Origin of the sequence: Corallococcus exercitus (assembly GCF_042231735.1) — a bacterium.
GTDB classification, from domain to species: domain Bacteria; phylum Myxococcota; class Myxococcia; order Myxococcales; family Myxococcaceae; genus Corallococcus; species Corallococcus exercitus_B.
On record NZ_CP102577.1, the window covers coordinates 572,905 to 596,427 of the forward strand.

At 67.8% G+C, this 23,523-nt stretch carries 17 protein-coding genes; 5 read left to right on the forward strand and 12 right to left on the reverse strand.

What is annotated here, in order from left to right; genetic code table 11:
* The first annotated feature begins 164 nt into the window (after positions 1-164).
* Positions 165-2,777, forward strand: a complete 2,613-nt coding sequence (locus tag NR792_RS02420) for a hypothetical protein (protein ID WP_375758446.1) — start codon at positions 165-167, stop codon at positions 2,775-2,777.
* Between the two features lie 22 nt (positions 2,778-2,799).
* On the opposite strand, the gene NR792_RS02425 is transcribed toward NR792_RS02420, so the two are convergent.
* The 4 genes from NR792_RS02425 to NR792_RS02440 all read right to left on the reverse strand — a co-directional run bounded on the left by NR792_RS02425 (position 2,800) and on the right by NR792_RS02440 (position 4,967).
* The gene (locus NR792_RS02425) at positions 2,800-3,180 is read right to left on the reverse strand and encodes a sterol desaturase family protein (protein WP_375758447.1); all 381 of its coding nucleotides are present in this window, start codon (positions 3,178-3,180) and stop codon (positions 2,800-2,802) included.
* 158 nt (positions 3,181-3,338) lie between these two features.
* The gene (locus NR792_RS02430) at positions 3,339-4,163 is read right to left on the reverse strand and encodes a hypothetical protein (protein ID WP_375758448.1); all 825 of its coding nucleotides are present in this window, start codon (positions 4,161-4,163) and stop codon (positions 3,339-3,341) included.
* A gap of 14 nt (positions 4,164-4,177) precedes the next feature.
* On the reverse strand, positions 4,178-4,462 hold the full coding sequence (locus NR792_RS02435; RefSeq protein ID WP_375758449.1) for a hypothetical protein: 285 nt from the start codon (positions 4,460-4,462) through the stop codon (positions 4,178-4,180).
* A 142-nt stretch (positions 4,463-4,604) separates the two neighbouring features.
* Complete coding sequence (locus NR792_RS02440; protein ID WP_375758450.1) at positions 4,605-4,967, reverse strand: hypothetical protein; 363 nt, start codon at positions 4,965-4,967, stop codon at positions 4,605-4,607.
* A gap of 431 nt (positions 4,968-5,398) precedes the next feature.
* Here NR792_RS02440 and NR792_RS02445 point away from each other — a divergent pair, with 431 nt between their 5' ends.
* The gene (locus tag NR792_RS02445) at positions 5,399-6,517 is read left to right on the forward strand and encodes an alpha/beta hydrolase family protein (RefSeq protein ID WP_375758451.1); all 1,119 of its coding nucleotides are present in this window, start codon (positions 5,399-5,401) and stop codon (positions 6,515-6,517) included.
* A gap of 56 nt (positions 6,518-6,573) precedes the next feature.
* Here the strand turns inward: NR792_RS02445 and NR792_RS02450 are convergent, their stop codons facing one another.
* Positions 6,574-7,551 (reverse strand): hypothetical protein, encoded by a 978-nt coding sequence (locus tag NR792_RS02450; protein ID WP_375758452.1) that lies wholly within the window; start codon positions 7,549-7,551, stop codon positions 6,574-6,576.
* 94 nt (positions 7,552-7,645) lie between these two features.
* Complete coding sequence (locus NR792_RS02455; protein WP_375758453.1) at positions 7,646-9,397, reverse strand: serine/threonine protein kinase; 1,752 nt, start codon at positions 9,395-9,397, stop codon at positions 7,646-7,648.
* Between the two features lie 124 nt (positions 9,398-9,521).
* Here NR792_RS02455 and NR792_RS02460 point away from each other — a divergent pair, with 124 nt between their 5' ends.
* Positions 9,522-11,483 (forward strand): ABC-F family ATP-binding cassette domain-containing protein, encoded by a 1,962-nt coding sequence (locus NR792_RS02460; RefSeq protein WP_375758454.1) that lies wholly within the window; start codon positions 9,522-9,524, stop codon positions 11,481-11,483.
* Here the strand turns inward: NR792_RS02460 and NR792_RS02465 are convergent, their stop codons facing one another.
* The 6 genes from NR792_RS02465 to NR792_RS02490 all read right to left on the reverse strand — a co-directional run bounded on the left by NR792_RS02465 (position 11,484) and on the right by NR792_RS02490 (position 19,347).
* On the reverse strand, positions 11,484-12,719 hold the full coding sequence (locus NR792_RS02465) for an endonuclease/exonuclease/phosphatase family protein (RefSeq protein ID WP_375758455.1): 1,236 nt from the start codon (positions 12,717-12,719) through the stop codon (positions 11,484-11,486).
* A gap of 78 nt (positions 12,720-12,797) precedes the next feature.
* Complete coding sequence (gspC, locus tag NR792_RS02470) at positions 12,798-13,808, reverse strand: type II secretion system protein GspC (protein ID WP_375758456.1); 1,011 nt, start codon at positions 13,806-13,808, stop codon at positions 12,798-12,800.
* Positions 13,809-14,110: 302 nt separating this feature from the next.
* On the reverse strand, positions 14,111-14,245 hold the full coding sequence (locus tag NR792_RS02475) for a hypothetical protein (protein ID WP_375758457.1): 135 nt from the start codon (positions 14,243-14,245) through the stop codon (positions 14,111-14,113).
* 172 nt (positions 14,246-14,417) lie between these two features.
* Positions 14,418-16,307 carry an HNH endonuclease gene (locus NR792_RS02480; RefSeq protein ID WP_375758458.1) on the reverse strand — a complete coding sequence of 630 codons (1,890 nt, stop codon included), beginning with the start codon at positions 16,305-16,307 and terminating at the stop codon, positions 14,418-14,420.
* Positions 16,308-16,348: 41 nt separating this feature from the next.
* Positions 16,349-17,050, reverse strand: a complete 702-nt coding sequence (locus NR792_RS02485) for a zf-TFIIB domain-containing protein (protein ID WP_375758459.1) — start codon at positions 17,048-17,050, stop codon at positions 16,349-16,351.
* Positions 17,051-17,103: 53 nt separating this feature from the next.
* A complete protein-coding gene (locus NR792_RS02490; RefSeq protein WP_375758460.1) occupies positions 17,104-19,347 on the reverse strand; it encodes an ATP-binding protein in 2,244 nt (747 codons plus the stop codon).
* Positions 19,348-19,457: 110 nt separating this feature from the next.
* On the opposite strand from NR792_RS02490, the gene NR792_RS02495 reads away from it, so the two are divergent.
* A complete protein-coding gene (locus NR792_RS02495) occupies positions 19,458-21,905 on the forward strand; it encodes a transglycosylase SLT domain-containing protein (protein ID WP_375758461.1) in 2,448 nt (815 codons plus the stop codon).
* A gap of 78 nt (positions 21,906-21,983) precedes the next feature.
* Positions 21,984-23,426 (forward strand): hypothetical protein, encoded by a 1,443-nt coding sequence (locus NR792_RS02500; protein ID WP_375758462.1) that lies wholly within the window; start codon positions 21,984-21,986, stop codon positions 23,424-23,426.
* The last annotated feature ends 97 nt before the right edge of the window (positions 23,427-23,523 follow it).

Below are 23,523 nucleotides of genomic sequence, written 5' to 3' on the forward strand. Positions count from 1 at the left end.
CTTTCAAGGAAGGCCCCGCCATGTCATTTACTTGGAGTCGCCTCGAAACCCGCCAGCTGACCCCCTCGAGACTCCTGCAGGGGATGGCGGTTGCCTGCTTCGCCCTGGTGCTCTGTCTCTCGGGAGCGGCACAGGCTGGAGCCACGCCGCGGGTCGCCCCTTCCTTGAGCGCCGACATCCCGCTGGAGCTGCGCGAGGCGGTCGAGAAGTCACGCTATCGGATTCGGGAGCAGGAGCGCGCCACGCACCCGCACGGCTACCGGTGCGCCAACCCGGCTCAGGCCTTCGACGCAACCTTCACCGGAGCGGGATTGGACCTGACGCCGCGCGGGCCTTCGACCGGCTCCTCGCCGCTGCGAATGAGCCTGCGCGGCTACGGCTACGGCGAGCAGATGCAGCCCGTGGCGGCCGCCGAGCTGGTCGTCCGTGACAACCGCATCGAGTACCAGCGCGGGCCGCTGACCGAATGGTACATCAACGAGCGGCAGGGCCTCGAGCAGGGCTTCACCCTGGCGGCCCCGCCGGCGGGGTCCCCCTCGGGCGAACCGCTGGTGCTGCGGTTGGGCGTGACCGGTGAACTGCGTGCCGTGCTCGAGGCCGACGGTGCGCAGGTGGCCTTCGTGGACGCGGGCGGAGAGCGGGTGTGGAGCTACAGCAAGCTCGCCGCCTTCGACGCCAAGGGCCGCCAGTTGCCGGCCCGGATGCGCCTGGCGCGGGACGAAGTGCGGCTGGAGGTGGATGACCGGGACGCGGCCTACCCGGTGACCATCGATCCGCTCATCGTCACCGAGCAGGCGAAGCTCACCGCCAGCGACGCGGAGGGGGGCGACTTCTTCGGCTCCGCGGTGGCGCTCAGCGGCGACACCGCCGTCGTCGGCGTCCCGGGCTCCAACACGGCGCCGTTCCTCGATGGCGGCGCGGCCTACGTCTTCGTGCGAAGCGGCTCCACGTGGAGCGAGCAGGCGAAGCTCACCGCCAGTGACGCGGCGGAAGGGGTCGCCTTCGGCGCCTCGGTGGCGATCAGCGGCGACACCGTCATCATCAGTGATCCCAACCGCGACGTGGGTGCGGGCGCGGTCTATGTCTTCGTGCGGAGCGGGACGACGTGGAGTGAGCAGGGGAGGCTCACCCCCAGTGACCTGGAGGCAGGTGACCAGCTCGGCTTCTCGCTGGCACTCAGCGGCGACACCGCCATCGTCAGCGCCTTCCGCGACGATTCGGAGGCAGGCGAGAATACCGGCGCGGTCTACGTCTTCGTGCGAAGCGGCTCGACGTGGAGCGAGCAGGCGAAGCTCACCGCCAGCGACGCGGCGGAGCTTGAAGAGTTTGGCTTCGCGGTGGCGTTCAGCGGCGACACCACCTTCATCAGCGCCCCTAACGCTGACACGGAGGCGGGCGAGAATGCCGGCGCGGTCTACGTCTTCGTGCGCAGTGGCACGACGTGGAGCGAGCAGGCGAAGCTCACCGCCAGTGACGCGGCGGAAGGTGACCTCTTCGGCCGCTCGGTGGCGCTCAGCTGTGACACCGCCATCGTCGGCGCCGAAGGCGTCGACACGGAGGCGGGCGAGAATGCCGGCGCGGCCTACGTCTTCGTGCGCAGCGGCACGACGTGGAACGAGCAGGCGAGGCTCACCGCCAGCGACGCGGCGGCGTCCGACTCATTGGGCACCTCGGTGGCGCTCCGCGGCGACACCGCCATCGTCGGCGCCCCTTTCGACGACACGGCGGCGGGCACGGATGCCGGCTCGGCCTACGTCTTCGTGCGCAGCGGCACGATGTGGAGCGAGCAGGCGAGGCTCACCGCCAGCGACGCGGCGGAAGGTGACCTCTTCGGCCTCTCGATGGAGTTCAGCGGCGACACCCTCGTCATCGGCGCCCCGGCCGACGACACGCCGGCGGGCGAGAATGCCGGCTCGGCCTATGTCTTTGTGCTGGGCGGCAAGGCCGATCTTCAACTCAGTAAAAAGGTCAGCCCGGCCCCCGTGGTGCTCACCGGACAGCACGTGACCTATACCCTGACGCTCACCAACAATGGGCCGGCACCTGCCACGAACGTCGTCATCACCGACAAACTGCCCGGCTCGACCCGCTTCGTCTCGTGCAGAGCGAATCAGGGTGGGGTCTGTGGCGGAGCCGGTAACAACCGCGTCATCCGCTTCACCTCCCTTGCTCCCTCCACGACGGCAACCGTCACCCTCGTGGCTCGCGTCGCCTGCGACGTGACCGACGGCACGCCCATCATCAACTCCGCCACCGCCACTTCCGACACGCCGGACGCCAATCCCGCCAACAACTCGGCAACGGTGAAGAGCCGCGCCTTCAATCCGGCTCCCCTGGTCCTCTCCTCGGTCGCCACCTCCATGCTCTGGCCCCCGAACGGCAAGCTCATCAACGTCGGGCTCATGGGCCACGCGATCGACACGTGTCCTGGAGTCGCTCTCAAGGTGCGCGTGTTCAGCGACGAGAATGACCAGCCCTCCTCGCCGGATGCCAAGGACATTGCTCTGCGCACGCTGCGCTTGCGCGCCGAGCGCAGCGCGCAGGGCGACGGACGGGTCTACCTGATCGTCATCAAGGCCACGGACGCTGGAGGCAAGGTGGGAGTCAGCGTCCAGACCGTGGTCGTGCCCAGGAACCTGAGCCCGGCAAGCATCTCCTCGGTCCATCGCCAGGCGGCGGCGGCAAGGATCCATGCGCTGTCCCACAACGGCAACCCGCCACCCGGCTATTTCTCCATGGGCGCGCCCGGCGCTTCAGCCATTGGCCCGGAGCCGTAGGCGCCTCCGGGGGAGCTGGCTGCTATCCGTAGGGCGTCTGCTTGTGACGCTGGAACGGGTACGCCAGCTGCCCCAGGTAGGTCTCCGGCGGCTGGAACTTCGTGGTCCCGTACTTCGAGGGCCAGTGGGCCGGCATGTGCGCGGTGCCGAAGATGACGTCGATGAACGACAGGAAGACGGCGAAGTTCTTGTCGAGGCCTTCGTCGTCCGACGTGTGGTGCCAGTGGTGGAACTCCGGCGTGGCGAAGATCCAGCGCAGGTACGGCCAGCGGTGGTTGACGTTGGCGTGGATGTACACCGCGTGGAAGGACACGAAGACGAGGTAGCCGTAGATGGCGGCCGGGTGGAAGCCCAGCAGGAACACCGGCACGAAGCCCGCGAAGCGGTTGACCAGGATGTCCACCAGGTGGCTGCGCGGCCACGTGCGCCTGGAGGTCCAGCTTCACGGCCCAGGACAGGAACACCTGCACGGGGATGAGCACCGCGAAGGTCCAGGAGGAGTGCGGCGGGGCCTGAGCCTACACCACCCGGTTGAGGGCGCAGGAGCGCCCCCGGAGGGCCTCAGGGGACGCGGATGCCGTGGCGCGAAAGCGGCGCCCGCACCTGCGTCTCCGCCGTCTCCTGGCTCACCGTGACGTAGTCCCGGGACTCCATCCAGCCCAGCTCCGTCACGTGCTCCAGCAGGAAGCCCTCGCTCGTGACGCCATCCTTCGTGGTGCTGCGAAGCTTCTCCCAGAGCGGGGCCTGCGCATCCAGGGCCTCGCGCGCCACGCGCCCCAGCCGGTCCTTCTCCGCGGCATCCAGGTCCGGGGCCAGCCAGTCCAGGTAGAGGAACCCCAGCCGTCCGTGCAGGGCCTCCTCCTGGACCAGCGTGGTGAGCACCGCGCGCGTCAGCGGGTGGGACGTCGCGCGGAGGCAGCCGGACAGGAGCGCGAAGGAGAGCGTCTCCCCCACGCAGCACACCCGCACGATGAGCTCGCTGGCGCGCTGGAGGTAGGTGAGCGACGGGTCGAACGCCACGGCGAAGGCCCCGGGCGAGTAGGACAGCTGGGTGCCGCCTCCCAGCCGCATCGCCATCCGCGCGCAGAGCTCCACGTGGTGGATCTCCTCCGCGGGGAAGCGCGCCGCCAGGCTCCACAGGTCCAGGGGCACGCGCGCCTCACCCATCACCTGGACCAGCTGCCCCATCACCGTCGCGCTGCCGAATTCGTTGAGCGCCCGCAGCGTCCACGAGTACCGCGCCCGCTCCAGCAGCGCCGCCGGGTAGCGCGACGGCTCCAGCGAGTCCCACGGATAGCGTTCCGCCACGTGGCCCGACGCGCGCTCGTGCAGGGTCAGCGCGGGGCCGTCCGTCAGGTCCAGTTCGAAGAGCGTGTCGGTGGTCATGCCGGACGCCTCCTTCAAGGGTTCTGAGGCAGGCCCGCGTCCGTCCCCGCGTCGGTGCCCGCGTCCCTCGGGGCATTGTCGGTGCCATTGGACGGGTCGCAATCATTGTCAATCAGGCCCCCGTCATAGACGCACGGCGCGGGGTTGGTCGTCATGCCCATGCCGCACGCGACCATCGTGAAGGCCGCGCTCGCGGCGGTGGCGGCCAGCAGCACGCGGCCCCGGCGGCGCTCCGGAGGGGCGGGCTCCAACGGCAGGGAAGGGGACGACACATCGGGCTTCGGGGGGAAATCGCTCATGGATGACTCGCGGTTCGCCGGCCCGACAGCTCGCCCGGCACCCTAACCCGGAGGGCCTGGACCTGTCATCCACCCGTGCCGAAGCGGATGGGAGGGGCGGGTGACGGCATTGGCTTCGCCACCCACCTGCCTCAATCAATGACTAGCAGAGGCCAGCCCAGCGGACGTAGCCGTAGCCGCCGATGCAGGTATAGGGCGCGTAGCAGTAGAGCTGGCCACGGACCCAGTTCTCGCCGTTCGACGAGAACACCGAGCTGTCGGTGTTGAAGTGGTTGCCGTACTGCATCACGAACACGATCTGGGAGGACGTGTTGGGCTGGCTGTAGATACCGAGCTGGCTCCAGCAGACCGTATAGACAGACTCCTGATGGAAGCGAGGCTGCTCGAGGGTGGGCTGCTGCTCGGAGCCCATGGAGAGCTCCTCCTGGGCATCGACACCACAGCCCGTGCCGAGCAGCGCGACACCGCCAGCCAGGCCCACAATCATTCGCAGGTTCTTCATCATGTGATGTTTCTCCGTGAAATATGACGCCGCGCATCGTCCCCTTGCGGCGGGCAGTTGCCAGAGGAGGTCGCATTGTTTCAACGCGAGGCGCGCGGAACATATAGCGGAGGCACCCAACCTGTATCAAATGCGGGGCATTGCTCGCCTTCGCGAGCGGGCCTGCTTTCGCCGTTGCTGCTGGGGGCGTGACTTCGGCACCGTGGGAACCCTTTTCGCACAGCGAGTGGAACTCCACGAAACCGGGGGCACTTCAGTTGCACGTCTACAGCGAGATTCGCTGCCTCGGCCGGCAGCGTTCCGTTTGCACGTCATGAGTGACTGTTCAGGTCGGAGCCGGTGTTCCACAAGCGGATGCCAGCCTTTTGCCGTACCCGCAGCGGGTCCGGCAGGTGCGGCAGCCGTGCCACCCTTCCTGCAAGGAAATGACACCCATGCGCGGTCTCTCGCTCGCCACCGTACTGACCCTTGTCCTGTGCGCATCGCCCGCCGCGGCGGACACGGCGCCCTCCCTCCCCGAACCTACCGGCCGACAGCCGGTCGGCAGCACCTCCCTGTACCTGAAGGACACCTCGCGCCCCGACCCGTGGGTGCCTTCGGTGAGCTACCGGGAGCTGATGGTCTCCCTCTTCTACCCGGCGCTCTGGGCGCACGGTCCGAAGGCGCGGTACATGACCCCGGCGGAGTCGGCGGCGCTGCTCGCGGACAGCGGTCTCCCCGACGTGCCGCCCGACCTGCTGAGCAGGACGCGGACCCACTCCGTCCGCGATGCGTGGCCGGCCGGTTGGGCGCACAGCCTGCCGCTGGTCGTGCTGTCGCCGGGCTACAAAAAGCCCCGTGCCACGCTCAGCGCACTCGCCGAGGACCTGGCGAGCCACGGCTACGTCGTGGCGGTGGTGGACCACACCCATGAGACCCTTGCCACCAGCTTCCCCGACGGACACGTCACCGGGTGTGCCTCGTGCGACATCCCGCACGACCCCGGTTTCTGGCAGAAGCTGGAGCAGGGCCGGGCGGCCGACGTGTCCTTCGTGCTGGACGCGCTGACCGGTCCGCACGCGAAGTGGCGTGGCGCACACCTGCTCGATCCGTCCCGCGTCGGCATGGCCGGCCACTCCGTGGGGGGCGCGAGCACCCTTCCCACCATGGTCAATGACTCCCGCATCCAGGCCGGAATCGACATCGACGGCACCACGGAAACCCCGCTCCTCGCCCCCGGGTTGTCCCGGCCATTCATGATCCTGAGCCACCAGCTCACGCCCACCCTGTGCCAGCCCGGCGTGAACACGCCCTGGGAGCGGGACTGGCAGCAGATGACCGGGTGGAAGCGCTGGCTCGAGGTGGCAGGCACGGTGCACGCGTCGTTCACCGACGTCGGGCTGTTCGCGGACCACCTGGGCATCGACATCGGCGCGAGCACCCCCGGGGAGCGCACCCAGGCCATCACCCGGTCCTATGTCAAAGCGTTCTTCGACCAGCACCTGCTCGGCAAGCCGCGGCCACTGCTGGACACGGCCTCGCCGCTGTACCCCGAGCTCGTCTTCTGCCACTGAGCGTCTTCCGCCCGGCGGAGACGGCACCGTGGCCGTCACCCCCTGCTCGGTCTCCGCTACTTCCGGATGAACTGGCCCGACTGCAGCAGGGTGTGGATCTCCAGCTTCATCTTGTCGAAGTACTCATCCTCGAGGGACGCCTCGCCGGTCTCGAGGGTGACGTACCGCCGCTTCTCCCCGAAGTCGTCCCAGCGCCGCTTGATGGCACCGCGGCCCAGGAAGTTCTTGGGGCCGTCACCGCCCAGCTTGTTGTCCGAGAGGAAGTCGTCGTAGGGGATGAACAGGACCTTGGCGAACTTCCCCTTGTCGTCATAGTCCCGGATGACGTTCTCCAGCTTGCTCTGCTCCTGCTTGTTGCAGAACATCACGACCTGGAACTTCTCCACTCCCGGGATGGTGAAGCCACTCAGGAACTTGCAGAGGACCTTGAAGCTGCTTCCGCTCGAGGCGTAGTCCGTCACGCCCACCTTCAGGTTCGTCGGGCCGCTGGGGTTCCACTGCCTTGCTTGCTCGATGCCCTTTTCCAGCTTCCGGATCAGGTACTCCTGCCATGCCACGGAGGGCTTGGCGCCTTCCCCTCCGGTCGTGAGGGAGCCGCTCACCTTGACCCCGGGCAGCCTCCTGGCGACCCCTGCTTCCTCGAGCTTCTCATTCACGAACCAGTTCATGCATCGCTTCACCAGCGTCAGGCTTTCACCCAGATACACCATCAAATCGATTTCGTGATGGATCGCCAGCTGGGCCAGATGGATGCTCATATCCACATAGGAGCCCAGGGTCCTTTGCGGATCCTTGTTCCATTCCTTGACGAAGAAGCTGTCCGCGCGGACCTGTCTCATCATGTCGGCGCCGCAGCAGTTCGTCAGGCACTCCCGTGGAACGAGCTCTCCGCAGTTCGAGCAGAAGCCGCGATAGTCCTTGCTGAAGGCACTCCTGCATTTCCCACACATGTCCAGCACCGGGTAGCCGGCGTTGGTGATGGGGCCTTCGCTGTATTCTCCGGGGTCGAATGGGCAGCCGGTATGACAGGGCATGGCGTTCCTCCTGCGGGTGGGCGCTGTATCCTTGACGAACCTTGGGAGATGGCTCGGCTTGCCGGGATGGAGGCCGCGGGCCCCGGAGCTGGGCCTACTCGAAGACGCCGATGCCCGGGTCGTTGCCACCGGACTTCGCGGGCTTCGTGGGCCGGGGCGGCGGCGCGGCGCGCACCGGATCCAGCCGCACGTTCACGCGCTGCTCCGCCGTGTCCGCGAGCCGGCTGTAGTCCAGGGTCTTCTCCTGGTCCTGATGCCCGGCGAGCTTGAAGCGCAGCTCGGTGACCTTGGAGCGCGGCATGAGCAGCTTGGTGGGCGTGGTGCCGATCTGCACATCGCCATCAAAGATGGCCGCGCCCGCGGGCGTGGAGATGAACTCCACCGTCACGTCCTGCGGCAGCGCGGCCGGAGGAGGCGTCGCCGGCTCCTGCACCCGCGCGGGCGGCGCATCCACGGGCGCCTTCGGAGGCGTCATCGCCACGGGGGCCGGCGTTGGTGCCGTCTCGCCACCCCCGCGCGCCATCACCACCGCGACGCCCGCGCCAATGAGCAGCAGCGGCACGCCGATGATCGCGGCCTTCACACCCGCGGACATGCCCTTGGGCGGCGGCGGAAGCTCCGGCTCCACGGGGCGGGGGGCAGGCGGACGGGCCCGGTTCGCGGCCACGGGTGCCGGACTGTGCGCGTTGGACGTCCCACGCGGCGCCGGTGCCTGCGCTCCCGCCGGCGTGGTCCCCCGGGGCTGCGGGGCCAGGCCCATCCGGGAGCCCGTCTTGCCCGGGGCCGGCGCACGGCCCGCGCGGCTGCCAGAGCCCAGCCGGCTGCCTGAACCCGCGCGGCTGCCAGAGCCCGCGCGGCTGCGGCTGCCCGTGCCTCGCTCCGCACCCGGCGTGCCGCCCGTGGGGTGGGCGTCCAGTTCCTCCTGGGACAGGCCCTCCACCGCGTCCAGCAGCGCGTCGATGAACTCCTGCGCGTTCTGGTACCGGTCCTCCTTCTCCGGCGCGAGCGCCTTGGCGAAGAAGGCGTCCAGCTCCGGCGGCACCGGCGCGCCCTGGCGCTTGCTGTTCACCGGGGGGACGGGCTGCGTCAGCGACGCCGTCAGCGCCTTGCGCACCGTGTTCGCGCCGTAGGGCGAGCTGCCCGTGAGGCAGAAGTAGAGCACGCCCGCCATCGAGTAGAGGTCGGAGCGCTGGTCCACGGACTCGCCGCCGGCCTGCTCGGGCGGCATGTACTGCGGGGTGCCCAGCACCTGGCCCGTGGAGGTGAGCTGCTCCTCCTCGTCCTGCTCCAGCGCCTTCACCAGACCGAAGTCCAGCACCTTGACGAAGTCCTTCCCGTCGAGCGCCTGGACCATGATGTTGTGCGGCTTCAGGTCGCGGTGGACGCAACCCTCTTCATGCGCGTGCGCCAGCCCCAGCGTGGCCTGCTCCAGCAGGTTCACCGCGCGGCGCAGCGTCATGGGCCCTTCGCGCTTCACCAGCTCCTTGAGGCTCTCCCCCTTGAGGAGCTCCATCACGTAGTAGCAGGTGCCGTCCGCCGCCCGGCCGAAGTCGAAGATGGTGATGACGTTCGGGTGGCGCAGCCGGCTGGCGATCTCCGCCTCGCGGCGGAAGCGCTCGAAGAACTGGGGCGCCGCGGCAAGCGACGGGTTGAGCGTCTTCACGGCCACCGGGCGCTGCACCGACGTCTGCGTGGCGCGGAACACCATGCCCATGCCGCCCTGACCCAGGACGCTTTCAATCTTGTACCGGCCGTCCAGCACCTGGCCCAGGAGCTGGAGACTCTGCGCCGCGCACAGGTGATCTTGACCTTCAGTACTACCGCAGTGGGGGCAGGGGGCGGCCATGGGTGCCGGGAGTATAGGCAAGCCCCGCCTTCCGCCCAACCGGGGAGATGTGCTCCCTGGGCAGTCAAGCAGGCATCAGAACCGTTCCCGTAGGGCTTCCCGGCTGTTATCTCCCCCCTCCGCCATGAGCCTCGTCATCGCCCAGGACATCAGCCTCGCCTACGGAAAGAAGGTCCTCTTCGACGAGGACAATTTCACCCTCGGTCCCAGGGACCGGGTGGGCCTGGTGGGGGCCAACGGGACGGGCAAGTCGTCCCTGATGAAGATCATCGCCGGGGTGAGCCAGCCGGACGGGGGCACCGTCCAGTACAGCCGCCGCGCCCGGGCGGGCTACCTGCCCCAGGAGATCGCCGGCCTGCCGGAGGGCACGGTGGTGGAAGCCGTCATGAGCACCGTGCCCGGCCGGGACTCGCTGGAGTCGCGCCTCAAGGACACGGAAGCCGCGCTCGCGGCCAGCACGGACGAGGAGGAGCAGCTGGAGCTGGCGCAGACGCTGGCGGACCTCCACGCGGAGCTGGACGACTTCGAGAACCGCTACGGCCGCCACCACGCCGAGCGCATCCTCAAGGGCCTGGGCTTCAAGGACGCGGACCTGTCCAAGCCCACCCAGGCGCTCTCCGGCGGCTGGCGCATGCGCGCGGCGCTGGCGGGCCTGCTGCTCCAGGACCCGGACCTGCTGCTCCTGGACGAGCCCACGAACCACCTGGACGTGCCCACGCTCGCGTGGTTCGACGGCTTCCTGCGCCGCTCCAACAAGGCGATGGTGCTCATCTCCCACGACCGCGACTTCCTCAACCGGCAGATCAACCGGGTGGTGTCGCTGGAGATGGAGGGCGTGCGCGAGTACGCCGGCAACTACGAGGACTACAAGCGCCAGCGCGCGGAGGAGATGGTGCTCCTCCAGGCCCGCGCGGAGAAGGTGGAGCAGCGCCGCGCGGAGCTGCAGGGCTTCATCGACCGGTTCGGCGCGAAGGCCACCAAGGCGAAGCAGGCGCAGAGCCGCGCGAAGATGCTGGCCAAGCTGGAGAAGGTCCAGATCCTGGAAGAGCGCCAGACGATGAAGTTCCGCTTCCCGGAAGTGGAGCGCAGCGGCCGGGACGTGGTGTTGATGGAGGGCATCACCAAGCGCTACGGCGCGCTCACCGTCTACGACGGGCTGAACGCGCGGCTGGAGCGGGGGCAGCGCATCGCCGTGGTGGGCGCGAACGGCGCGGGCAAGACGACGCTGCTCAAGATGGTCGCGGGGGAGCTGGCGCCGGACACCGGCAAGGTGACGCTGGGGCACAACGTGGTGGTGGGCTATTACGCGCAGCACCACGCGGACAAGCTGGACCGCCGCAACACCATTATTGAAGAGGTGCGGCCCCTGGCGGCGGACAAGCCGGAGAGCTACGTGCGCGGCGTGCTGGGCGCGTTCCTCTTCAGCGGCGACGACGTGGACAAGCCCATTGGCGTGCTGAGCGGTGGCGAGCGCGCGCGCGTGGCCCTGGCGAAGCTGCTGCTCATCCCGTCCAACTTCCTCTTGATGGACGAGCCGACGAACCACCTGGACCTGGACTCGTCGGAGATGCTGATCGAGGCGCTGAAGCTGTACGGCGGCACGCTCCTGTTCGTGAGCCACAACCGCAGCTTCATCAACAACCTCTGCACGCACGTCTGGGAGGTGGCGGACGGCAAGCTCACGTCGCACCCGGGCAACCTGGACGAATACCTCTACCACCAGGAGCAGCTGCGCCTGGCGGCGGAGGGCGCGGACACGGGCGCGTCGAACGGGAAGGGCGCGGCGGCGGGCGCGGGCCCGGTGTCGGAGAAGGAGCGCAAGCGCCTGGAGGCGGAGGCGCGCCAGCGGCGCTCGGTGGTGGAGGGCCCCATCAAGAAGGAGATCGCGAAGCTGGAGGAGCGCATCGCGAAGGTGGAGGCCGAGCAGAAGGACCGCGAGGGGCAGCTCGCGGATCCGGTGCTCTACAACGACTTCGCCCGGGCGAAGCCGCTGATGGACGCGCACCGCGCGGGCAAGGAGGAGCTGGAGGACCTCTATGCCCGGTGGGAGGCCGCGCAGGAGAAGCTGGCGGCGGCGCAGGCCTGATCAGCTGATCTCCGTGTAGCCGGCGTGCGGGTGGTCCGACGTGTCCCGGGTATCCACCTGGGCGCTGTTCTGGGTGTTCACGCCGGCGGTGGTCCACACCTGGTCGAAGTCCTCGATTTCATCCGGGTCGCCGCTCGTGCCGCCCACGGCGCGCTGCAGGCCGTACTGGCCGAAGATCTCCTGGACCTCCGAGGTGGAGGTGTTGAGGTCGCCCATCACCACGACGTCTCGCGCGGGCGGGCCCTTGGCCTCGGCGGCGGCGAGCTGCGCGATGTACGCGAGCTGCGCGTCACGCAGTTCCTTGTTCTCCTCACCCGCGGCGACGTGGACGTTGATGATGGTGCGCTCCTGGCCGTCCGGCCCCTTGACGCGGGTGACGAGCGCGGCGCGCGGCTCCGACGCGTCGTTGTGGCGGAGGACCTCGTTGTTGTCGTGCAGTTGGTTGCGCTCCTCGGGCGTCAGCTTGCCGTCCGCGAGGGCGGCCAGCTCGTCGGCGGAGGCGGCGCCCTTGCCCCCGACGCGGGTGGGCAGCGCGACGGTATAGGCCTCGGTGAGCTCATCCGGAGACGCGACGTAGGTGGCGTTGCCGTAGGTGGCATCCGAACCCCTGTCCTCCTTGATGCCGCCCTCCTGGTCATCGCCGGAGAAGGCCTCGCCCGTGACGAGCGTGCCCCCGGGCGTCTGGTAGAGGGTGGTGCCGTCCACGCCCTCGCGGATGGCGGTCTCGGGAGCCTCCGCGTAGATGTCCACGGGTTCAGGGCTGTCTTCTCCCAGGAAGACCGCGAAATCCCGGTCGACGCCGGCGACGATGTCGAGCGCGGTGTTCCGGTCGCCGCTGCGCTTGACGTTCACGTCCACTTCCTGGAACGCGACGACGGTGGCGCCGGAGTCCTTGATGAGCTCGGCCTGGGCCTTGCGGTTGGTCTTGCTGTTGTACTCGTCGCCCGCGCCCGTGGCGGTGTTGATGGTGAGGATGGCCGTGCCCGTCTTCTTGGACGGCAGGTCCTCCGCCTGCTGGGGCTTGTCGTAGCCGGTGTGGATGGCCCGGGGGTTGAGCTCCGGCATCGGGCTCTTGCGCCCAGGGCCCGACGGGGTGAACGAGTCCTGGTTCCGCAGGTGCGCGGGCGGCGGCTTGAGGGCGGGGGCGGCCTTCGGGGCCACCTCCGGGCGGGGGGCCGGCTTGGGCGTGATGCGGGCGCGGAAGGCGTCGCGGGCGGCGGGGCTCCAGAGGCTCATGGGATGGCTCCGTGGTCAGGTCGGGAACAGCGGGTTGCCGACATGTACGCAGCGCCCTGGAAAGGGGTTACAGGGGATTTACTGAACGTCGAAGACCTTCCGGACCGGCGCGCCGCCGCGCTCGATTTGAAGCTCGATGCGCCGGGCCTCGCGCAGCGTGTTGAAGGCCTCCAGCGCCTTGTCCGGGCTGTCCAGGTCCAGGCCGTTGATGCGCTGGAGCACGTCACCATTGCGCAGCCCCAACCGTGAGTAGAACGAGCCTTCACGGATGGAGAACAGCTTGAAGCCGACGGGGCGGCCGTCGCGGAAGGAGGGGACGACGCGGGCCTGCATCATCAGCTCATCCAGGTGCGTGAGCGCCTCGGTGACGTCCTCGCGGGGCACGGCATAGGTGTCCGCGCCCGTCTCGCGGATGCCACGGCCCAGCACGGCGCCGGGGTGGACGTTCACCGGAACGGGCGCCACGCTTCCGGAACCGTCGACGTATTCCAGCCGCCCGTCCACCAGCAGCAGGATGCGCTCCCGCTCGATGGCGAAGACGCGGGCGCCCTGGATGGTGTCACTGAGCATCAGGCTGCGCGCGCTGCCGGCCGGAAGCTCATGGATGGAGGCCATGGACCAGTGGGGATCCTGCGCCACCAGCGTCCCCAGCAGCCGGATGCCCAACGTGCTCCGGCGGAGGTCCGGCGGTCGCTCAGGATCCACCTCCACTGCCACCGCGGTGGCGAACGGGAGCCCCGTCAGCCGTGCCAGCCGCGCTTCATCCAACGCTGGCGCGGGAGGACCGTCTGAAGGCGCTGAAGCCGCGGCCCACGTGTCCCGAGGGCTCGGAGTCACGAAGGCCATGAACCCCTGGTTCACGATCAGCGCGGCCGTCAGGGCACACGCAAAGACAAGCAGGACGGACAGGCCCTGGACGGACCTCTGCTGCATGACACGGTTCACGCAAAACCTCCCTGTTTGGAACAGGGAGGCCTTGAGCAAGACAAGGGCCAGGAGGGGAGGGCGCCGGGCTTCAGAGGGAAGCGCCAACCCGCCCCGGCCTGTCGCTGGACCGCCTGTCAGGGAACGCGGTGCCGGGAATGACATCCCGCCATGACACGGTGTCTGAGCCAGCCCTCAGTGGCTGTGATAGAAGGACGAGCCCCAGATGGACGCCGTGCGGCTGGCGGGAGCCGCGCCGACATAGCAATGAGCGCCATCAAAGCCTCTGATGGGGTACGAGGGCAGCGGCGTGATGTAGAGACTGTTCGCGTACTTGACGGGCGTCGAGCCCCAGGGCAGCGGCATGACGAAGCAGTCGGCCCCGTCGAGCCAGGTCGACGAGGGGCAGGCATTGCCGGGGCTAGACGTCCGGTAGATTTTCCGGACCAGATGAAGTAGCTGGTGCGCTAGGAGGGGTAGGGAAGGATGTAACAGTTCGCGGTGTCCCCCGAAGGCGCCAGAAACGACGTGCCGGCCAGCGCGTTGACGTAATTGGCGTTGTTGTGGACGAACGCCGTCAGCCCGGCGGGGGTATCCATCACGTGGCAGTTCGCCACGTCCCATCCCGTTGGGAGGCCACGCAAGGGAAACTGGCGGTGGCGCAGGCGTAGGTCTGTGCCGATGGCTTACAGAATTTTTGCGTGCGCTACTTCGGTGTGCGCCCACAGTGTTTTATGGATAGTAGGTTTTTGATTTCGCGTAGGCGGGTTTTCTTCATTCTCCGGCGGCTGTGTCGTTAGCGGAGAACGCTACGCCTTCCGGGCGCCTAAACATTGACAGCCAGTGATGGCGCCAGGATTCAATGTCAATCTTATGTTCTGACGTTGTTCGAAGATGCGTACGCAACGGTTCTGTGAGTCCAGATGTGCAAATAATCTGCCCTTCGGCAGTGACTCCGATGGCACCAAGATGCAGGAGTCGGTGGCACAGGGGGCACAGGCAAACGACGTTTGACTCGGAGTCGGCTCCGCCTGCCCCTAATGGATGGACGTGATGGGCTTCGGAGTATGGGTGGCCATCAATGTAGTCAAAAAGTTTTCGGTCGCAGATTTGGCAGGCATTGTTCTCTGCTGCTTTTACTTTACGGACAACCTCTGAATCCCGTTCAATTCGCGAGCCAGAGTATTTAGATCGCGAAACGTCTCGCTCGAAAGAGCCAATAGGTGTGGTGGTCTGCCGTGGCTTGGGGGTGAACGAGATTGGGAGAGAATTTTCGCGCTGGTCAGCTATCGGAACATGTGTAGTGTTGGCAGATGAGCGTGTAGGGCCTTTTGCCTCCTGAGGTGGGGGTAGAGGGCTTTCAATTGCTGCTGTGTGGCCAAGCGAGAGATCGTTTGCGCTTGTGTCGCCGGGCGGCTCTTGCAGGTGGCTGGTGCCAGTCTCCTTGGCGGCAGGAGTAGAAAGTTTGGGCGGGATGACCGTAGAGGTCGCGACTTCCTCAAGGCTTCGACCAGGCCAGTATTTTTGACCAAGCTCTCGTGCCTTGGAAATCGCAGATGCGCTGTTTGACTCAAGGATTGCGGCGATGAAGTTGCCGGCTTGGTGTTGGTATCCGAGAAGCGCGGTAATTGCGATGCCAATTCGGGCTTGAGGAGAAGCGCTTTTAAGTTCTGTCTCCAGTAGCTTGAGCCCAAGTGTGCTTTTGGAGCTAATTGCCAATTGCCGCGCTTCGTGGTGTTTTCCTGGATGATTGAGGATGGCCTGGATGTGGTTTGTCCATGCTGGGTCATTCAGGGCGAGAAGTGTTCTTATGGCAGGCTTGGGGATTAGCTCAATCAGCTCGGAGGGCGTGGCGTCTGAATGGGCGGCGGCGATACGGGAGATGGTGTTTTTGAGATTCTCTAACGAGCCTCGACGACCATGGGTTGTTCCATAAATCTGTGCGGCGAGGGCGACGCTTTCCGTGGTGCTTTCCTCAAGGAGTTCAAAGCATTCTGGGGGGATGGCTGCGTCCGGATCTGTATAGGCTGAGGTTATTGCGGTCAGTGCATTGGAGATTCTGATTCGAGGGCGGTCGCTTAGAAGGTAGTCTATCGCCGCTAGGGGGGAGTACTGGGCCAGAAGTAGGACTGCTTCTTCGTTGATGCTGTCCGGGGCATCAAATGCAAGGCGTTCCAGTGTCTCAATTGTTTTCCTTGGATCGATAGGGTACGTCCAACGAGCAGCTAGCAGTTGAACTGGTTCGCCTCCTGTTGCTAGCGCATGCAGCACGCCACCTCGGGCGAGAGGTGTGTTTGAGGCAATGAGTGACTCGATTCGCCGAAGATAGTTGTGGCGGTTGGGGTTTCCTTTTAGTTGGTTTGTGTATAGCTCAAGCATCTGTTTTATGGCCGTGAGGTGGCCAAGATGCCATAGGAGGTTGATTAGGAATGTCTTGTCGGTTGTTTTGTTGGTTGTTTTTAGTTCTTCTAGAATGGCGGGGATGAATGAGGTGAGTCGGCGATGGCGAATTAGCTCACCTATTGCATTCTGGTGGTCGTCGCTGAGGAGTGCTAGGGAGATAACTGCTTTGGGTTGTCCCTTGATGAGCTGGGCGCGGTCTTTCGAGACTTGGTCTCGGAGGGCTATTCCGCGAAGTCTTCTTAGTTGGGCGAAGTCAATCATATTTTCTGATTGAAAGCGGTTTGTGGGAGGCTAGGAGGTGGTTATCTCTTGAAGATCTTCGACAGCAGCCACACGACGGCGGACTCCGCGGCGCTGTTGTTCAGGTGACGGGCCCGGCGGCCGTAGGTCTCGCTGGGCTGGGCCTTGGTCAGCTCGTCCGTGTAGGGCGCGGAGCCCTCCGGCGCGCAGCTTCCACAGTACAGCCGCTCCTCCCAGACGAAGCCGTAGCGCGCGTCCATCCGCCGGTCACACGTCACGCAGGCCGGCTCGTCGCCGATGCGCACCCTGGGCAAGAGGTTCAGGCTCCGCCGGTCGTCGTACTCGTGCTCGAAGTCGGCGGCGGGTGCCGGCTCGTGGCGGGGCTCCGGCTCCGCGGCCTTCTGGAGCCGGGCCAGCTCCTCCGCGTCCAGCGCCACGCCCCGGCACTTCCCGCAGACATCCACCGCCACGTCGCGCAGCTCCACCACCGGCAGCGGCGCCGCTCCGCACGTGGGACAGGTGGGCGCCTGACGCCCGCAGGACGGACAGCCCGGGACGTACTGGAGCGACGCCTCACAGCCCTTGCACCGTCCGGGCTTGCCCTTCGCCTGCTCGAACACGGCCGCCAGCGTGGGCGCGCCGACGACCTTCGCCAGCATCTCCTCCTCGAACCAGGCGGCGCCGCACGCACCGCACTCGTCGCGCACCAACCCCCGGGACCAGGTGTTGCGCATCGTCGTCTGGCAGAAGGGGCACGCCTGCATGGCGTCCGCCAGCCTACCGGGTCTTCCCCGGAAACGGGATGCCCGGCGCCCGCTCACCCCGCGCGGCGGCGCTTCTCCTTCTTTGGCTTGGGCTCCGGCGGCTTCGGGACGGGTGTGGGTTCGCGCAGCTCCTCCGGGACGGGCAGGGCGGGCTGCGAGGGGCGCGTGGGGGGCGCGGGCGTGCCCTCCGGCAATGCGCCTTCCACCGGCTCGGACGGGAGCGCCGGCAGCCGGATGATGAACGCGGTGCCTTCGCCCGTCTTGCTCTGCACGCTGATGCTGCCGCCGTGGTTCTTCACGATGCGTTGGCAGATGGCGAGCCCCAGGCCCGTGCCCTTCTGCTTCGTCGTGAAGAAGGGCACGAAGATGTGCGGCTGCTGATCCGCCGGGATGCCCGGGCCGGTGTCGGAGACGCGCACCTCCACGAACTCGCCGCCCGCGCTGCGCAGGTCCCCGAAGCGCTCCGGCTTCTCCGTGCGCACCGTGATGCGGCCCGTCTGCGGCCCCATCGCCTGCACCGCGTTCTGCACTAGGTTGATCAGCACCTGCTTGAGCTGCTCCGCGTCGCCCTCCGCGCGCGGCAGGCGCAGGTCCAGCTCCACCGCCAGCTCCACCGTGGCCGGCATGTCGTTCTGGATGAGCCGCATCGTGCGCGTCACCACCTCGTTGAGGTCGGTGGGCCCGAAGCTCTGCTTCAGCGGCCGGGAGTAGTCCAGGAACGCCGTCACCACGCCGTTGAGGCGGTTGACCTCCTCCACGATGACGTCCAGGAACTCGCCGTCCTCGCCCGGCAGCTTCTTGGGGTCCAGGCACTGCGCCGCGCCCTTGATGGCGCCCAGCGGGTTGCGGATTTCATGCGCCAGACCCGCCGCCATCTCGCCCAGCGCCGCCAGGCGGTCGCGCTCGCGGATCTTCTCGTACAGCTTGGAGTTCTCCAGCACCGTCGCCATCCGCTCGGAGACCTCCAGGATGAGGGCGATCTCATCCGACGCGTACGCCTCCGGCACCCGTTCGTCCCACAGGTTCAGGAAGCCGATGACGCGGTCGTTGCCCATCAGCGGCACGCAGATGCCCGCCTTCATCTGGAGCAGCGCGGCGCGCGTGTCGTTGAGCCGCTTCAGCTCATCGCGGAAGCGCTTGCCCTCCACCGCCTGCACCCGCATCACGGAGATGCGCCGCTCGATGTTCTCCAGCAGCACCGCCTTCTGCCCGCTGGCCACCGCGAACAGCACGCCGCGCGCGGCGGCCGTGTCCAGCAGCGCCACCGGCAGCGGCCCGCGCGAGTCCAGCAGCCGGTACCCGGGCCGGTCCTCCGCCATCAGGTACACCGACGCGTGCGTCACGCGCCCCGTCTCGTGCAGCGCGTCCAGCACCACGCGCGCCAGTTCCGAGATCTCGATGACGGACGCCATGCGCACGCGCAGGGCGCCCAGCGTGCCCAGGAGGGCGAAGCGCTCGCGGAAGAAGATGCGCACCACCATCTCCTCCACCTTGGTGCGCAGCGGATCCAACAGGATGAGGATGACGAACGCGGCCACCACCGTGTTGAAGACGAACAGCGACGTGTTCTCGTCCACCCACGCGGTGAGCACCGTGAAGACCGCGGCCAGGATGATGGCCAGCACCGTCTGCGAGGCGATCTTCCCCAACAGCTCGTGCAGGTCCATCAGCCGCAGCCGCAGGAGCGTCTGCGCGAGGAAGAACAGGTAGAGCGTCGCGAAGACCGGCCCCAGCGTGGGGAACGGGATGTCGAAGCGCGACAGGAAGTCCAACCCGTTGAACAGCACCGCCGCGCCCGCGCCAATGGCCAGGTACGCCAGCCGGAACTGCTCGATGCGCGACTCCGTCGTGCGCACCCGGTGCACCAGCAAGGACACGGAAGTGAACAGCGCGCCCAGCACCCAGGCGCCCATCGCCACCCGCGCCCAGGGTTTGTCCGCCAGGGGTGTAACGGCGACCGTCAGCCCCAGCACGCCGGACAGGAGGGCGAGCCGCCGGCCGACCTGGTGGGCGCCCTTGCTGACCCCCAGGAACTCGAGGAAGAAGGCGACCGCCGCCCCGGGCACCAGGGAGACGACGAGCACCGAGGCCCCGAGTGCGATGCGCGACACCCAGCGGTAGTCCTGGGCGGGAAAGATGCTGTGGAAGAAGAGGCTGAGGTAGTACCCGGCGACCGTCAGGGTGAAGACGGAGTAGAGCGTGAGGACCCGGGGCCGTCCGGGCCGCAACAACATGGACACGCCCAGGGCCAGACCGATGATGGAAGCAAGCAGGGCGCTCTGGGTGCGGATATCCATGTGCAGGCGGACAGTCTAACCTCTGTCAGGGGCTGGAAATTTTCCATCCATCCCCAGTTGTCCTCGGGCGTGCCCGAGCGCATCTCCCAGGGTCCCCGAGGCCCCCGCGAATGAAAGTCTCCCTCCAGCATCTCGCCCTCCTCGCCTCCGCGGCGCTGTTGTCCGCGCAGGCTCCCGCCCCCGCTGACTCCACGACCGCCGCCACGGCTCCGGCGGCACCGGCCACCACGGCTCCGGCACCGGCCCCCACCGACGACACGGATCAGGCCCCCACGACGCGCACGGACAGCGCGCCGTCGGAGGCGCAGCTGACGCCGCCGCCGGACGCGGACAAGGCGCCGTCGCCGGTGGGCTACGTGCAGGTGTTCAACCCGGCCTTCCCGGGGCTCGTGCCGCCCACGCCGGTGGTGCACCGCGGGCGCCGCTACGGGCTGGAGGACCTGACGCCGTACTTCGCGGACGGCAAGAAGCGGGACGCGAAGGACGCGTTCGACAAGGGCCAGTACACCCGGGCGCGCACCCTGCTGGAGGGCGAGGGTGACAGCCCGCCGGTGCGCTACCTGCGCGCGCTGTCGGCGGTGCGGGCCGGGGACGACAAGGCGGCGGCGACGGAGATGGCGGCGCTGGCCAACGACTACCCGGCGCTCAAGGACCGCTGCCTCACGCACGCGGGTGTGGCGCTGGAGTCCCAGGGACGGCTGGACGACGCGGCGGAGAGCTTCAAGCAGGTGCCGGAAGGCTCGCGCATGTACGTGGACGCGCGCCTGGGCCTGGCGCGCGTGCTGCGCAAGAAGAAGGACTACGACGGCGCCATGGCGGCGCTGACGCCGCTCACCCAGCGCATGATGACGGGCTGGGGCCGCAACGTGGGCGCGGAGGCGCTCATCGCCACGGCGGACCTCGCGGTGGAGAAGAAGGACAAGGCCGCGGAGAAGGCCGCGCTGTGGAAGCTGTGGGCCAGCCAGCCCCTGTCGCCCATCGTCAAGCAGGTGGAGAAGCGCCTCAAGGGGCAGACGCCGCCCGTGGACGCCAAGGTGGGCCGCGCGGAGGCGCTCATCGAAGCGCACCGCAACAAGCAGGGCATGGCCATCCTGGAGCCGATGCTCAAGACGCTGAAGCTGCCGGACGCGCTCGCGTGCCGCGCGCACTTCGCGTTCGGCAAGGGGCAGCGCAAGGAGCGCCAGCACACGGCCGCCATCCAGGTGCTCACGCCGGTGGTGGAGCAGTGCAAGGACCGCGACCTCCTGGCCCGCGCGCTGTACGTGCTGGGCTCGTCGCGCTCCATCGTGGATCAGCAGCGCGGCACGGACACCTACGAGCGGCTGGCGAAGGAGTTCCCGGACCACTCGTTCGCGGACGACGCGCTCTTCTACGCGGCGGACCTGTACGTGAAGACGAACCGTCCCAAGGACGCCATGGCGCGCCTGGACGAGGTGGCCCGGCTCTACCCCAAGGGCGACTTCCTGGGCGAGGCGCTCTTCAAGGCGTTCTGGGTGGCGCGCACGTCGAAGGCGGAGGACGGGGGCTTCTCCTTCCTGGACCGCATCGAGCAGCAGTTCGCCAACGCGGACGAGTCCTACGACGTGGAGCGCGCGCGCTACTGGCGGGCCCGCACGCTGGAGGAGCGCGGCAACATCCAGGGCGCCGCGGAGCTGATGGAGAAGCTCGCGGTGGAGCACCCGGCCACGTACTACGGCCTGATGGCGCGCTCGAAGCTGGGCGAGCTGGACCCGAAGCGGCTGGAGCGCGTGTCCGCGTCCATCTTCGACGTGCCGGAGTCCGCCAGCCCCTGGCCCATGTTCGCGGGCCCCATGGGGGACGACCCGCACTTCCGCGCGGGCGTGGAGCTCCTGCGGCTGGGCTTCCCGGACTCCGTGTCGTCGGAGCTGATGCTGGTGAACCGCACCAATCAGCCGCCAGAGTCCATGCGGCTCCTGGTGATGGTGCTGTCGCAGTCCGGCGACGCGCGATCGGCGCACGCCATCGCGCGGCTCGCGCTGCGCAAGGACCTGAGCGGGCGCATCACCGCGCAGACGCGGCCGGTGTGGGAGGTGGCCTATCCCAACGCGTTCCGCGACCTGATTGAGAAGCACACCTCGCCCGCGGGCGTGGAGCCGGACCTGCTCCAAGCGCTGATGCGCGAGGAGAGCGCGTTGGATCCCAAGGCCCTGTCCTGGGCCGGCGCCATGGGCCTCACGCAGCTGATGCCGTCCACGGCGAAGGGCGTGGCGCGCGAGCTCAAGGTGAAGAAGTTCACTGTGGACTCGCTGCTCCAGCCGGAGCTGAACATCCGCTTCGGCGCGCACTACCTGGGCGGGCTCATCAAACAGTTCAAGGGCCACACGCCCTACGCGGTGGGCAGCTACAACGCGGGCTCCGGCGCGGTGAACCGCTGGCGCGCGGCCAACCCGGACCTGCCCCTGGACGCGTGGGTGGAGGAGATCCCCATCGCGGAGACGCGCGGCTACATCAAGCGCGTGCTGCGCTCCTACAACACCTACCAGCTCCTCTACGGCCGCGTGCCCAAGGTGCCGGTGATGCCTAGTGCATCGCGTTAGTGTGTAATCCTGGCTGAAACCTGAATTCACGTATTCTTTGTGGAGGGGGAGGGGCGGGCCGTGGTTTCGTCGGCCGCCATGCTCCCCCTCCGAACGAGAATCGCTCCCCTCGCGGTCATGCTGTTCACCCTGGTGGGCCTGTGCCTTCCGGCCCGGGCCGAGGCGCAGGCCTGGTCACTGACGACGGAGCAGCGCCAGGCGTTCCTGCGCTACTACGCGCCGGTCATCTTCAAGCGCGCGAACGCGAACGACGGCAAGCACGGCTACGACTGGCTGACGAACTTCGACTTCGACCAGGACGGAGACTTCTCCAACAACAAGCTGCACTGGAAGCAGATCAACCAGTACGTGGACGCGTCGCGCACGGGGCCCAGCGCCTTTGACAGGTGGCGCATCCGGCCGACGCTCTACACCTCGCTGATTGAGTTCATGGACGGGGGGAAGAACCTCGTCCTCGTGTATCACCTGTATCACGCGCTGGATAAGAACGCGGCGGGCAACTGGCAGCTCCACGACTGGGAGCGCGTCGAGCTGCAGCTTCGCAACGTGGTGGGCAACCCGGGCAGCGGGGAGTCCGTGGCGTTCGCGGTGGTGACGCAGCACAAGCGCCACGTGGTGCGCCGGCAGGGCAGCACGGACCTGAACTTCATGCAGACGGGCACGGGCAGCCACCTGCTCATCTGGCAGGCGGAGTGGTCAGACAAGCTGCTGGCGCCGCACGGGCAGGAGCTGCGCTTCGTGACGGAGCCGTACTCGTTCTTCGCGGGGCGGATGGCGTCGGGCGGGAAGGCGGAGGCGGACGTGAACAACGACGACGGGCGCAAGAAGCTGCACTACGCGTTCGTGCCGGAGGACGACGCGGCGGCGGTGGCGGCGTTCAACGCGCAGCCGGTGCGCTACGCCACGGCGGACGCGCAGGCCAGCCGCTACGACAACGGGTCTTCCGCCAATTGGCCCGCGGTGAAGCGCGTCACCTATGAGCTGCAGGACCTGGCGGACATCCTCCCCACGCACTGGGAGTTCGGCGGCTACGCGACGCACTGGCTGCCGGACTCGCCGCGGTTCTTCTTCCTGGAGAGCCCGGTGGTGAACGAGGCGGGGCAGGCGGAGGTGAGCGCGGGCATGCAGCGCTTCTTCTCGAAGACGCGCGACATTGAAGGGCAGGACGACCGCGAGGGCTACCCGTCGAAGGCGTGGTTCTTCGGCACGTTCGAGCTCAACGACAAGGCGTCCGACACGGGCGGCGGCGGTGGCTCGTTCGGCGACAAGGCCTGGGCGAGCACCGTGGTGGACTCGCGCGGGCAGACGCGCACGAGCGCCAGCGGCTACCCGGCGTCGGCGAGTTCCTGGTGGTGGCAGCACGACTACTTCGTGCACTCGGGCGTGACGGACGACACCGACGGGCAGGAGCAGGGCTTCTGGCTGCAGGGCGGGTGGTACCTGCCCCAGAACGGCGGCTTCGACGGACGCTGGGTGCAGCTCTTCAGCGACCGGCCAGGCAAGGAGTCTGGCGAGTACTGATTTGGTCCTGATTGCCAGGTGGGGGCAGAGCGAGAAGCGGCGCTCATGCCCACCCGCCCGGCGCCGAGGGAAGCGGCTCGGGGGAGGGGATGGGCTG

Coding starts and splice junctions, on each gene's coding strand:
- gspC (WP_375758456.1), bottom strand. CDS start 13,808: ATGTCATTCCCGGCACCGCGTTCCCTGACAGGCGGTCCAGCGACAGGC.
- NR792_RS02490 (WP_375758460.1), bottom strand. CDS start 19,347: ATGGATATCCGCACCCAGAGCGCCCTGCTTGCTTCCATCATCGGTCTG.
- NR792_RS02485 (WP_375758459.1), bottom strand. CDS start 17,050: ATGCAGGCGTGCCCCTTCTGCCAGACGACGATGCGCAACACCTGGTCC.
- NR792_RS02445 (WP_375758451.1), top strand. CDS start 5,399: ATGCGCGGTCTCTCGCTCGCCACCGTACTGACCCTTGTCCTGTGCGCA.
- NR792_RS02430 (WP_375758448.1), bottom strand. CDS start 4,163: ATGACCACCGACACGCTCTTCGAACTGGACCTGACGGACGGCCCCGCG.
- NR792_RS02480 (WP_375758458.1), bottom strand. CDS start 16,307: ATGATTGACTTCGCCCAACTAAGAAGACTTCGCGGAATAGCCCTCCGA.
- NR792_RS02460 (WP_375758454.1), top strand. CDS start 9,522: ATGAGCCTCGTCATCGCCCAGGACATCAGCCTCGCCTACGGAAAGAAG.
- NR792_RS02495 (WP_375758461.1), top strand. CDS start 19,458: ATGAAAGTCTCCCTCCAGCATCTCGCCCTCCTCGCCTCCGCGGCGCTG.
- NR792_RS02435 (WP_375758449.1), bottom strand. CDS start 4,462: ATGAGCGATTTCCCCCCGAAGCCCGATGTGTCGTCCCCTTCCCTGCCG.
- NR792_RS02450 (WP_375758452.1), bottom strand. CDS start 7,551: ATGCCCTGTCATACCGGCTGCCCATTCGACCCCGGAGAATACAGCGAA.
- NR792_RS02455 (WP_375758453.1), bottom strand. CDS start 9,397: ATGGCCGCCCCCTGCCCCCACTGCGGTAGTACTGAAGGTCAAGATCAC.
- NR792_RS02500 (WP_375758462.1), top strand. CDS start 21,984: ATGCTCCCCCTCCGAACGAGAATCGCTCCCCTCGCGGTCATGCTGTTC.
- NR792_RS02465 (WP_375758455.1), bottom strand. CDS start 12,719: ATGAGCCTCTGGAGCCCCGCCGCCCGCGACGCCTTCCGCGCCCGCATC.
- NR792_RS02440 (WP_375758450.1), bottom strand. CDS start 4,967: ATGATGAAGAACCTGCGAATGATTGTGGGCCTGGCTGGCGGTGTCGCG.